Below are 12,459 nucleotides of genomic sequence, written 5' to 3'. Positions count from 1 at the left end.
GGCGCATGCAGCGCCGGGCCTTGCCGCAGAATTGGACCGGAGGTTTTTATGCGGGCAGCGGACAACTGGAAAGATTATGAGCTCATCGACGCAACGGACGGCAACCGTCTGGAGCGCTGGGGCAAAACCATCCTGGTGCGGCCTGACCCTCAGGTCATCTGGAAAACCGGAGAGAGCAGCCCGCTGTGGAAAAGCGCGAATGCGGTGTATCACCGTTCCGCTTCGGGCGGCGGACAGTGGGAATACCGGCGCAGGATGCCGGAAAAATGGCAGATCACCTATGGAGATATCTGCATGGTGGTGTCTCCTACAGGCTTCAAGCATACGGGTGTATTTCCGGAGCAGGCTGTGAACTGGGACGCCTATGCGCGGCTCATCGCGGCGGCGGAGCGGCCCATCCGGGTCCTGAACCTGTTCGGCTATACAGGCGGCGCCACGCTTGCGTGCGCGGCGGCAGGCGCCAGTGTATGCCATGTGGACGCCAGCAAGGGGATGGTGGCCTGGGGGCGGGAGAATGCCGCAGCCAGCGGCCTTGCGGACAAGCCGGTACGCTGGATCGTGGATGACTGCGCGAAATTTGTTGCGCGGGAGATCCGCCGCGGGGTGCGGTACGACGGCATCATTATGGACCCGCCCAGTTACGGCCGCGGCCCGGGCGGCGAGGTGTGGAAGCTGGAGGACAGCATCTACGATTTCATTGACCTGTGCGCGGGCGTTTTGAGCGACGAGCCGCTGTTCGTCGCGGTAAACAGTTATACTACGGGCCTTTCGCCCAGTGTGATGGAGTATATGCTCCGGGCGCGGGTATGTCCCAGGTGGGGAGGGCACACAGCCTGCGACGAGATCGGCCTGCCGGTAACGGCTACGGGCGGCGTGGTGCCCTGTGGGGCCACGGCGTGGTGGCTGGCACGAAACGCAGGGCTGTAATGCCGCGGGCATAAAACATGTATCGAAAAACAGGGGAAAGCTGTTGTTTGAGAAGAGGGGCCGCGCGGCAAAGGGCCGCGGGACAAAGGATCAGAAACGGACGGGAAAGCATGGAAGAAATGCTCAGAGCAGACAATATCACATTCAGCTATACGGACGATCAGCACCGCGCTGTGGACGGCCTTTCGCTGCGCGTAAAGCGCGGCGAATATGTGGCCGTGTTGGGGGCGAACGGGTGCGGCAAATCCACGCTGGCCAAGCATTTTAACGCCATCCTGCTGCCGCAGGCGGGCACAGTATACGTGGAGGATATGTCCACTGCGGACGAGGACAAGCTGTTCGACATCCGCCAGAAGGTGGGCATGGTGTTCCAGAACCCGGATAACCAGATCGTCGCCACCGTAGTGGAGGAGGACGTCGCTTTTGCGTTGGAAAATCTGGGTGTCCCCCCTGCGGAAATGCGGGCGCGTGTGGACGAGGCCATGCAGATGGCCGGGATCTATAAATACAGGGAAAAGGGCCCGCACAAGCTGTCCGGCGGGCAGAAGCAGCGCGTGGCCATCGCGGGCGTGATCGCAATGCGGCCGGATTGCCTTGTGCTGGATGAAGCCACCGCGATGCTGGACCCCATCGGCCGCGAAAAGGTCATGCGCACGGTACACAGACTCAACGACGACTACGGCATCACCGTCGTCCAGATCACGCATTATATGGAAGAGGCCGCCACAGCCGACCGTGTGGTGGTAATGAGCGCGGGCAGAGTGGTTATGGAGGGCACGCCGAAAGAGGTGTTCCGTAATGTGGAGGAGCTGCGTGCGCTGCACCTGGATGTGCCGCAGGCCGCCGAGCTGTGCCATGCCCTCACGGCTGCGGGCTGCCCGATGGCGGATGACATCATTGATGTGGAAGAGTGCGCTGCGGCGCTGTATGAACTGCTTACAGGAAAAAAAGCGCCCGGAGCCGCACAGGAAAAAGCAGAGGAGGTGTCCGCATGTCCGCAATCGTGAAGGTGGAAGACCTCACCTATATCTATAACCAGGGCATGCCGGACGAGACTGTGGCTCTGGATCACGTCAGCTTCGAAATCGAAGAAGGCGAGTTCGTGGGTGTCATCGGTTCCACCGGCTGCGGCAAATCCACGCTCATCACGCACTTCAACGGTATCAACAAGCCTACCTCCGGCAAGGTGTACATTGCCGGTGAGGATATGTGGGCGGACCCCAAAGATATCCGCCGTTTTCGTTTTATGGCAGGTCTGGTGTTCCAGTACCCGGAGTATCAGCTTTTTGAAGAAACGGTATATAAGGACATCGCTTTCGGCCCCGCGAATATGGGGCTTTCTGCGGAGGAGATCGACCGGCGCGTGCAGCGTGCGGCCGCGTTCTGCGGCATTGACAGCTGCTTTTTGCAGCGCAGCCCCTTTGAGCTTTCCGGCGGGCAGAAGCGCCGTGTGGCCATTGCAGGTGTGCTTGCCATGGAACCGCGGCTTCTGGTGTTGGACGAACCCGCCGCCGGGCTGGACCCGGAGGGCCGGGATATGATCCTCGGACAGATACGGGAATACCATAAGCAGACCGGGTCCACCATCGTCCTTGTCAGCCACTCCATGGAGGATATCGCCAAATATGCAGACCGCGTGCTGGTGATGAACGCGGGACGCATTGCGATGTACGACGCCACAGATAAGGTGTTTGCCCGCGCGCCGGAGCTGCTGGAGCTGGGCCTTTCGGTGCCCGAGGTGACGAAGATATTTTTGCGCCTGCGTGAGATGGGGCTGGACATCGACACCGACGTATATACGGTAAAATACGCTGTTAAGACCATCCTTGCCGCCCGTGCGGCAGCAAAGGAGGGTATGTAAATGCTGCGTGACATCACCATTGGCCAGCATTTCCCGGGCAATTCCATCCTGCATACAATGGACCCCCGCGTGAAGCTGCTGCTCACCATCGCCTATATCGTGATGCTGTTTGTTGGTTCGAATCCGGCGGGACTCGTTATTTCCATCGTGTTCCTCACTGTTTTGTACCTTGTGGCGAAGATACCGCTCAAAATCGTGGGAAAAAGCATCAAGCCGATCCTGCCCATCATTCTGTTTACGGCCGTGCTGAATCTGTTTTTTATGACGGGAACATCCGAGCCGCTGGTGTCCTGGTGGATATTGAAAATATACAAAGAGGGTATCTATTACGCCGTCATTATGGCTGTGCGCATCATCTGTCTGATCGCGGGCACGAGCCTGCTGACATACACAACCAGCCCTATTGTGCTGACCGACGCCATCGAGCAGCTTCTGCATCCGCTGGCAAAGCTGCACTTGCCGGTGCATGAGCTTGCCATGATGATGACCATTGCTCTGCGGTTCATTCCCACGCTGATCGAAGAGACGGACAAGATCATGAACGCCCAGAAGGCGCGCGGCGCGCAGCTGGATTCCGGCAATCTGCGCCAGCGTGTAAAGGCGTTGATTCCGGTGTTGATCCCTCTGTTTATTTCGGCGTTCCGCCGGGCAGACGAGCTGGCCATGGCCATGGAGTGCCGCTGCTATCATGGCGGCGAGGGGCGTACCCGCCTGAAGCAGCTGCACATGCACCGTTCCGACATCCTCATTGCTGTTGTGGCGGTGCTGGTGTTTGTCGCCATTGGTATGAGCAACCTGTTTTTTGCACGCATTGGGTAAAAGGGGTTTGTGTTAAAATCGTCCGGGAGGAATTTTATGCACGTCTGCATTACGCTGCGCTTTGCCGGCACGCGCTACCACGGGTTCCAGGTGCAGAAAAATGCGCTTTCGGTGTGCGAGGTGCTGCAGAACGCGCTGGAAAGCCTGTACGGCGTGCGGCCGCCGGTGAAAGGGTGTTCGCGCACGGATTCCGGTGTGCACGCGCTTGGGTACTGTGTCAGTTACACGCAGCCCAAGCCGATTCCGCCGCGCAAGCTTCCGCTTGCCGTCAACCGCTTTTTGCCGGACGATGTACGAGTGACGGAGGCGCACCGGGTGCCGGAGGATTTCCACGCCCGTTACAGTGCGAAAAGCAAAGAATATATCTACCGCATTCATAACAGCGCCGTGGCGGACCCGTTTCAGAACGGGTTGTGCTGGCGTTTCCCAGGGCCTTTGGATGCCGGCAGGATGGAACGCGCGGCGCAGTACCTTGTGGGAAAACACGATTTTGTGTCGTTCATGTCCTCCGGCAGCGATATCGCCGATACGGTGCGCACGGTGTATTTCGCCCATGTGCGGCGTGAGGGGGACGATATCACGTTCCATGTGTGCGCGGACGGCTACCTGTACAATATGGTGCGCATTTTTGTGGGCACGCTGGTGGAAGCGGGCGCGGGGCGCATGCCGCCGGAGCGCATGCGGGATATTCTGGAAGAAAAAAAACGTTCGCTGGCGGGGGATACCGCTCCGGCGCAGGGGCTTTTCCTTTACAAGGTGAATTACTCCGAAGAAGAAGCCGGCAATACACAGGCCGCGCAGGAAATAACGGCGAAACAGGAATAACGAAACGCAAAAGAGAGTATACGATTTATGGAACTGATGCCACGCGAACCAGACGGGCGCGAACAGGAGAATACAACGCCGCAGAGGCCCGGCGCCCCTGCGCGGAGTGCGGTGCGTCCCGATGCGGGCGAGCCGCGCGCCATCCAAGAGCAGGCGCCCGGCGCGGAGCCCGTGCCGCCTCGGAGCAGCGCGGCACGTATTGAACGTATCCGGCGGCGCAAGCGCATGCGCCGTATCCGCGCGGCTGCGGTGTGCGCGGTGCTTTTGGCTGCGGTACTGGCCTATTTCACCGGCATTTACGGCGCGTCGCTGGCGCTGCTGGGCGATGCGGTGGACTCCATCGGCATCGCGCTGACGCCCAGCCCCGGCTATCCCGTTTCATTTACGCTGTCCGGGTATCAGAATGCACTGCCGCTGGCAGGCGGCTTCGTGGCGGTAGGCGATAAGGACCTGGCCATCTATTCCGCGGGCGGCAACGAGGTGCGGCGCATCCAGCACGGTTACGGCAGGCCGGCCATTACGGCGGGCAACACACGTGTGTGTGTATACAACCGCGCTGGCAAGGAGCTGCGGGTGGAGAGCCGCAGCCGCACGCTGTTCGAAAACAAATTTGATGACGCCATCCAGCTCTGCGCTATGAGCCCCAACGGCACGCTGGCGGTTTTTACAAAGTCAAAGCTGTATGTTTATGACCCGATGTTTGAGAACATCTATACCTTCCAGACGCAGGACCTGCCTACAGCTCTCGCGTTTGCCGGCGACAACCGGCAGTTCGCAGCGGGGTGCCCTTACGCCGAAGGCGGCGCGCTGGGCGGTACCGTGTACCTGATGGATACACGTAAAGACGAATATGTCACCATTCGCAATACCGAGGGCATGCCCGTGAAGATCCAGTACCTCACCAATGCCGAGGTGCTGGTGCTGTACGATACTTATGCCGCGGTGTACGATACGGCCGACGGAACAGAGTTGTACCGCTATTCCTATGGTGGGCGCACGCTGCAGAGCGCGGCCATCAGCGCGGGCAAGAATGCGGTGCTGCTGTTTGGCGACGGCGTACACGGCGCATTGACGCAGCTTACGATTCTGGACGCGACCCTGTCCGAGGCGGGCAGTGCCGACGTGAACGAGCGCGCAAGCGGCGTGGCAGCCAGCCGTACCGGTGCGTTTGTTCTGACAAATGACGGTGTGCTGAGCTATGGCCTGGACGGCGTGTTTTACGGCGCAACCGTGACGGAGGCAAAGCCGCTGGCGATGGTGAACGGCCGAAAGCTGCTTTTGCTGGAGCAGGGGGAAGTGAGCGTGTTCGAGCCGCCCGCGCCGCCGTCGGCGTCCGCGGGATGACGCCGGCCACCGCAACCGAAGCATATGCGGGGGAATGCATCCCGCAGGAAAGGACATACTTATGAATATCTCACCGGCAATCATCATCGACGTCGCGCTCATCGCGGTGATCGTCGTATCTGTGTTCCATTACGCCCGCAAAGGCTTTGTGGCGGGCTTGATGGACCTTGTGGGCAACCTCGCGTCTTTGGCGCTGGCCTGGGTGGTATCCGGCAAGCTTTCGCCCACGGTGTTTGAAAACTTTTTCAAATCGGGCCTCATCGAACAGACGGCCCGTACCATCCAGCAGCAGGGCGGGGTGAACCTGTCCGTCATTCTGGACGGCCTTTCGGGCATCCTGCCGCAGAAGTTCATCGACGATATCACGGCTTCTGCGGCCGGCATGCTGGATTCCGGCGCTCCGGATATTGCTCAGCAGGTGGTGGAAAAGATCATTGCGCCGCTGGTGGTGCCGCTCATCACTGTAGTGGTGTTTTTTGCCACATTTGTGCTGTGCCGTGTCGTCATTGCATTCCTTGTCACTGTGCTCACCAATATCAATAAGATTCCGCTTCTGGGCGGCGTGAACCGCATTTTGGGCGTGTGCATCGGCGTGGTGGCCGGGTTCATCAACGTGCTGCTCATCCTGTGCCTGCTGTGGGCCGTGGTGGTCATCACAAACGGAAATCTGCCGTTCGTCAACGATTCGTCGCTTTCGGGCAGCTATTTTTACTCATTTTTCTCCGCGTATAATCCGTTTCTGTAAGATGCGGAGAACAGGAAAGGAAATAATCTGAATGCTTTGTGTTAGATGCAAAAAACGCCCCGCCATTGTTTTTGTACAGAAGCTGGAGGCGGGCGAGGCGAAAAGCGAGGGCTACTGCCTTTCGTGTGCGCGGGAGCTTGGCATCAAGCCCGTGGACGATATTATGAAACAGTTCGGTATCTCCGATCAGGATCTGGAGGCTATGGAAGAACGCTTCGCCGGCATGATGGAAAACGGAGATATGGACCCCGCCGCCATGATGCAGCAGCTTGGGATGATGGCGCCGCAGGACGATGCGGACGGGGATGAAGCGCCGGACGACGATACGGACGAAGGCGGCGACGGCGATTTTACGCCCGGCGGCAACGCAACGTTCCCCTTCGGTATTTTCGGCGGCCGCAGGAAAGCGGAAGAAGCGCCGGAGAAGGAAGTAAAGAGTAAGAACGACCGCGGCAAGAAACGCAAGTTTCTGGACAATTACTGCGAGAACCTCACCCGCAAGGCGCGGGACGGAAAGCTGGACCGCATCGTGGGCCGCGACAGGGAAATTTACCGCACCGTCCAGATCCTTTCCCGCCGCCAGAAGAACAATCCCTGCCTCATCGGTGAGGCGGGCGTGGGCAAGACGGCCATCGCCGAGGGCATAGCGCTGCATATCGCAGAGGGGAACGTTCCGGCGCGCCTGCGTGACAAGGAAATTTATCTGCTGGACCTGACAAGCCTGGTGGCGGGAACCCAGTTCCGCGGCCAGTTTGAAAGCCGTGTGAAAGGGCTCATTGGCGAAGTGAAAGCGGCGGGCAACGTTATTTTATTTATTGATGAGATCCACAACATCACCGGGGCGGGGGATTCCGAGGGCGCGATGAACGCAGCCAACATCCTTAAGCCTGCGCTCTCCCGGGGGGAGATTCAGGTCATCGGCGCGACGACGTTTGCAGAATACCGCAAATACATTGAGAAAGACCAGGCGCTGGAGCGCCGTTTCCAGCCGGTGAAGATCGAGGAGCCGTCCATCGACGATGCTACGGCTGTTATCGCGGGCATCCGCCAGTATTATGAGGCGTACCACCATGTAAAGGTGAGTGAAGCCATCGTGCGCAGCACGGTCACGCTGTCCGAGCGCTATATCACCGACCGTTTCCTGCCGGATAAGGCCATCGACCTGTTGGATGAGGCCTGTGCCTGCTGCAGCCTGCGCCACCCGGAAATCACCGAATGGGTGGAAAATGAAAAGCACCTTGCGGGCCTGAAAGAGCAGGAGGCTGAGCAGGAACAGGCCAAGGAGGGGCCGGACTACGAGAAGCTGGCGCAGATCAAATCCGAGATCATCCGCCTGGAGGCAGAGCTGCCCGCGCAGCGGGAGGCCGTGGACGGCATCCAGGTGACGATGGAGGATGTGGCAAAAGTCATTGAGCTTTGGACGGGGATTCCGGCCGCAAAAGTAAAGGAAACCGAGTATACAAAGCTTGCGCATCTGGAAGAAAACCTGAACAGGGTCATCATCGGCCAGCCCGAGGCCGTGCATCTGGTGGCAAACGCTGTCAAACGCAGCCGCGCAGACATCTCAGCGCGCCGCCGTCCGGCCAGCTTTATCTTCGTCGGCCCCACGGGTGTGGGCAAAACAGAGCTTGTCAAGCAGCTCGCGCTGCAGCTGTTCGATACGGTCGACCCGCTTATCCGTCTGGATATGTCGGAATTCATGGAAAAGCACACGGTCAGCCGCCTGATCGGTTCGCCGCCGGGCTATGTGGGCTATGACGAGGCCGGGCAGCTGACGGAGAAAGTGCGCCGCAAGCCATACAGCGTGGTGCTGTTTGACGAGATCGAGAAAGCGCATCCGGATGTGATGAACCTGCTGCTTCAGATCCTGGACGAAGGAAAAATCAACGACGCCCAGGGCCGCACGGTCAATTTTGAAAATACGCTCATCTGCATGACGAGCAATGCAGGCTCCGGCGACAAGACCGGAGAAACAGGCTTCAACCGTACCATCGCTCAAATGAGCAGGGATAAGTCCATCAAGGCGCTGGGCGAATTTCTGCGGCCGGAGTTTATGAGCCGTGTGGACGAGATCGTCACTTTTGCGCCGCTCTCTCCGGAGAGCCTGAAGCGGATCGCCGCTCTGATGCTTGGCGAGTACAAGGAACCTCTCGCGGCAAAAGGCATCGGTCTGAGCTGGACAGAAGCCGCGCTTGCCCTGCTGTGTGAAAAGGCGAAGGGCGGCAAGTTCGGCGCCCGCGATCTGCGGCGTGTCATCCGCAAAGAGGTGGAGGATGCCATCGCCGGGAAGATCATCAGCGGCGAGCCGCTGACGGCCATTGAGGTGGATACGCAGGACGGGGATATCGTACTGCATTGCTGAGCGCCGCGCCGGAGAATGATACAAAAAAGCGGCCCTGCTGCTGGAATGCCAGCGGCGGGGCCGTTTTTCAGATGTTATTTTTCGGGCTTGACCGGGAAAAATTCCAGAAGGATATCGGGCAGCAGGCCTGCTGAAGGCAGCAGGCGGACGAGGTCTGCTTCATCTTTCGGCTCGCGCGGCAGCACCATGCCGCCGCGTCCACGGTCCTCGGTCTCGTGATGATCGGAGCCGGAAAAAAACAACAGGCCGTTTTCGCGGGCGAAGCGGAGCGCGTCATCGTTGTGAGAGTCATGACGGGCGTTGCCGTTGAACACCTCCACGCCGTCCAACAGGGCGGGGTCCTCCCGCGTCAGCCCGGTGCGAAACGGGTGTGCCTGCACCAGCAGCAGGCCTTCGAGGTCCGCCAGGGCGCGCAGCTGCGGGATGGTATACCGGTGCAGCTCCGGCGTACTGTAAAGCAGTTCGGGCGTAGCGCCGAACAGGAGATAGTCGTTGTCGCTTGTGGTGGTGCGAAACTCAAGCCCGCAGTAAATGTGCAGGCCGGCCTGTGCCCCTGCTTCACACGCGGCGCGGTAGCCGGACAGAAAGCAGTCGATCTTTTGTGTCCAGCTTCCTGTAAGGCTGTCGAAATAGCCATGGTGGAAGTGGTCTGTAATAACGGCGCCGCCGTAACCGGAGCGTTTGAGCTGTGTGACGAGCTGCACGGCGGGCAGGCGGCTGCAGCCGCTCACTTCAGAGGTGTGGCAGTGTGTTTCCAGTTTGAACATTGCAGAAAGCTCCTTTTCGCAGAGTGGGCCTGTGCCCGGCAACCAGTATACTACTTTTTCAGCGCTTGTGCCAGTCTTGCGGCCAGGTGTAAGAGGAAATAATTGCATTCCCACATCAAAAAGGATAATATAAAGAAAAGAGACCAGCACAAGAGGAGGCAATGGATATGGCACAGGAAGATTACCGCAAGGCGCTCCGCCTTGGACAGAAAGAGTTCCGGTCGAGCGTGCTGAAAGGGACTTACCCGTATTTGCAGGCACTGGACGAGATCCTGGAGCACACCGCGGTGGAATATACAGAACCGCTCGGCGTTGTAAATATCCCTTTGGCATCCATCGTCGGTACGAAAACGGCCGGGCGCAAAACGGCATTTGCAGGTAATTTCATGCCGCTTCTGGATGAGGACACTGAATTTGCCCAGAAATGGAACGCGCTGTGCGACGCGCACTTGTCCGTGGGCATCCGGGACCCCATCAAGGCCTACGAATACATGAACAAGTTCTATGTGGAAGAGGGCAACAAGCGTGTCAGCGTAATGAAATACTACGAGGCGATGAGCATTCCCGGCTCTGTCACGCGTATCGTGCCGCGCCGCTCAGAGGACAAGGAAAACAAGATCTATTATGAATTCCTGGATTTTTATGATCTGACGGGGGTCAATTATCTATGGTTTTCCCAGCTGGGACGCTTCCGGGCAATGGACCAGGCGGTCAACAGCCGCCCGGGGCAGCCGTGGAGCAAAGAAGACCGGCGGGACTTCCAGACGGCATATTACAATTTCGAGGATGCGTTCCACCGCTGCGGCGGCGCGCGGCTGCCTATTACCGTGGGGGACGCGCTTTTGAAATTCGTGGGTGTGTATCCTTATGAGACGATCAGGGACAAAACGGGCCGGGAGATGGCGGCAGAGCTGGAAAAGATGTGGTCCGAGATCGAGGCCCTCACACAGGACGAAGCGGTGGAGCTGTCTCTGGAGCCTACGACGCAGGCGCCGCCGCTCATCAGCCGCATCCTGCCGCTGGAACAGTCCCGCTTGAATGTGGCCTTCCTATATGAAAAAAGCGCGGATACCAGCGCGTGGACCTATGCCCATGAATTCGGGCGCGGTCATGTGGATGAGGTCCTTGCCGGGCGGGTGTTCACCAAGGGCTACGACAACATCCGGGTGGGTGAAAATGACGACGAGGTCATTGAGCGCGCCATTGCCGATGGAAACGACGTGCTGTTTACCACGACGCCGAAGCTGATGGAATGCAGCCTGCGTGCGGCCATCCGTCATCCGGAGGTAAAGATACTCAACTGCTCTCTGAATATGGACCATCCCAGTGTGCGCACCTATTACGGCCGCATTTATGAGGCTAAATTTCTGGTTGGGGCAATCGCGGGTGCGCTGGCCGACAATAACCGTGTGGGATACATTGCGAATTATCCCATTTACGGGATGGTCGCGGGCATCAATGCATTCGCGCTGGGCGCAAGGATGGCCAATCCGCGTGCCAAGGTTCATTTGATGTGGACCGGGGAAAAGGGTGTGGACGCGCTGAGCGAGCTGGAAAAACGCGGCGTCGAGCTGATCTCCAGCCAGGACGCAGGGCTGCCGCGGGGCGATAAGCACTATGGCCTGTACCGTTTGGACGGGGAGGAGCCGGTGCCTCTGGCAATGCCATTCTGGCATTGGGGAGAATTTTACGAGCGTATCCTGCGGGGCATCATGGATGGCCGCTGGAAGCTGGAGGGCAACGAAGCGGGCCGTGCGGTCAATTACTGGTGGGGCATGGCCTCGGGAATGATAGACGTGCTGCAAAGCCGCAGCCTGCCCCGCGGGACGAAGCGCCTTGCCGCGATCCTTCACAAAGGCCTGTGCTCGGGCACGATCGTCCCGTTCGAAGGAGAACTGTACGCCCAGGGCGGCGTGATGATACAGGCCGAAGACAAACAGATGGAGCCGGAGGAGATTCTGCGCATGGACTGGCTGGCGGAAAATGTGGAAGGCCATATCCCGGCCTTTTACGACCTCATTGAGGAGGCGAAGCCGCTGGTGCGCCTCCAGGGAATTTACAAGGAGGCACAGGTGTGAAGATTCTGGCAATTTCCGATGTGGAATCAAAATATCTCTGGGATTATTTTCAGCCGGAAAAGCTGGAGGGAGTGGATCTGATCCTTTCCTGCGGCGACCTGAAGGCGAGTTATCTCACACTTTTGGCAACGTTTACCCACGCGCCGCTGCTGTATGTACACGGCAACCATGATACGGACTACCAGCGCAGGCCGCCGGAAGGCTGCACCTGCATCGAAGACACGGTTTACGAGGTGAACGGCGTGCGCATCGCCGGGCTGGGCGGCTCAGTGCGGTACAAGCCGGGGCCGTTTCAATATACACAGAGGGAAATGGAACGCCGTGTTGCACGGCTGTCCTCCAAAATACGCCGTATGGGCGGGGTAGATATCATCGTTGCCCATGCGCCTGTCCGCGGCTGCAACGACGGAGAAGACCCCGCACATATGGGTTTTGACTGTTTCAACGCCATGCTGGGACAGTTTCAGCCGAAGTACTTTGTGCATGGACACGTTCACCTCAACTACGGCCGCATCCCACGCTGTGCGCAGTGTGGGGAAACACAGGTGATCAATGCCTACGAGCGGTATACGTTCGAGCTGGAAACGCCAGAGGCTCCGCCGGCGCCTCCGCAGCGGCCGTTCGGTTCTCTTTTGGTGCCCAAGCTGTTCTGGAAAAGCAAATAAAAGCAAGAGCCCGGCTCCCAAATGCACAGGCGCAGTAATGCGCCGCTTGGGGCCGGGCTCTTTTAT

General features: G+C 59.0%; 11 protein-coding genes. 10 read left to right on the top strand and 1 reads right to left on the bottom strand.

From position 1 onward, the window contains the following. The first annotated feature begins 48 nt into the window (after window positions 1–48). From TQ39_RS13425 to TQ39_RS13390, 8 genes are all read left to right on the top strand, one after another. Window positions 49–927, top strand: a complete 879-nt coding sequence (locus tag TQ39_RS13425) for a class I SAM-dependent methyltransferase (protein ID WP_050005902.1) — start codon at window positions 49–51, stop codon at window positions 925–927. Between the two features lie 110 nt (window positions 928–1,037). After that, a complete protein-coding gene (locus TQ39_RS13420) occupies window positions 1,038–1,934 on the top strand; it encodes an energy-coupling factor transporter ATPase (RefSeq protein ID WP_009325555.1) in 897 nt (298 codons plus the stop codon). Then, on the top strand, window positions 1,919–2,788 hold the full coding sequence (locus tag TQ39_RS13415) for an energy-coupling factor transporter ATPase (protein WP_009325556.1): 870 nt from the start codon (window positions 1,919–1,921) through the stop codon (window positions 2,786–2,788). The genes TQ39_RS13420 and TQ39_RS13415 overlap by 16 nt, the downstream gene beginning before the upstream one ends. Further along, complete coding sequence (locus tag TQ39_RS13410) at window positions 2,789–3,607, top strand: energy-coupling factor transporter transmembrane component T family protein (protein WP_050005901.1); 819 nt, start codon at window positions 2,789–2,791, stop codon at window positions 3,605–3,607. Window positions 3,608–3,643: 36 nt separating this feature from the next. Further along, window positions 3,644–4,432, top strand: a complete 789-nt coding sequence (gene truA / locus TQ39_RS13405) for a tRNA pseudouridine(38-40) synthase TruA (RefSeq protein ID WP_050005900.1) — start codon at window positions 3,644–3,646, stop codon at window positions 4,430–4,432. Between the two features lie 27 nt (window positions 4,433–4,459). Beyond that, complete coding sequence (locus TQ39_RS13400; RefSeq protein ID WP_050005899.1) at window positions 4,460–5,776, top strand: DUF5711 family protein; 1,317 nt, start codon at window positions 4,460–4,462, stop codon at window positions 5,774–5,776. 61 nt (window positions 5,777–5,837) lie between these two features. Continuing rightward, entirely contained in the window at window positions 5,838–6,521 is a 684-nt protein-coding gene (locus tag TQ39_RS13395; RefSeq protein WP_050005898.1) for a CvpA family protein, read from the top strand. 31 nt (window positions 6,522–6,552) lie between these two features. After that, on the top strand, window positions 6,553–8,883 hold the full coding sequence (locus TQ39_RS13390) for an ATP-dependent Clp protease ATP-binding subunit (RefSeq protein ID WP_050005897.1): 2,331 nt from the start codon (window positions 6,553–6,555) through the stop codon (window positions 8,881–8,883). A 74-nt stretch (window positions 8,884–8,957) separates the two neighbouring features. Here TQ39_RS13390 and TQ39_RS13385 read toward each other — a convergent pair whose 3' ends face one another. After that, entirely contained in the window at window positions 8,958–9,650 is a 693-nt protein-coding gene (locus TQ39_RS13385; protein WP_050005896.1) for a PHP domain-containing protein, read from the bottom strand. A 167-nt stretch (window positions 9,651–9,817) separates the two neighbouring features. Between TQ39_RS13385 and TQ39_RS13380 the strand changes: the two genes are divergently transcribed. After that, the gene (locus TQ39_RS13380; RefSeq protein ID WP_050005895.1) at window positions 9,818–11,728 is read left to right on the top strand and encodes a BMP family ABC transporter substrate-binding protein; all 1,911 of its coding nucleotides are present in this window, start codon (window positions 9,818–9,820) and stop codon (window positions 11,726–11,728) included. After that, window positions 11,725–12,393 carry a metallophosphoesterase family protein gene (locus TQ39_RS13375; RefSeq protein WP_009325564.1) on the top strand — a complete coding sequence of 223 codons (669 nt, stop codon included), beginning with the start codon at window positions 11,725–11,727 and terminating at the stop codon, window positions 12,391–12,393. Before TQ39_RS13380 ends, TQ39_RS13375 begins: the two co-directional genes overlap by 4 nt. Window positions 12,394–12,459: the final 66 nt, after the last annotated feature.

Origin of the sequence: Ruthenibacterium lactatiformans, from assembly GCF_000949455.1 — a bacterium.
GTDB lineage: Bacteria > Bacillota > Clostridia > Oscillospirales > Ruminococcaceae > Ruthenibacterium > Ruthenibacterium lactatiformans.
This window is presented reverse-complemented; position numbering and strand designations above follow the sequence as displayed.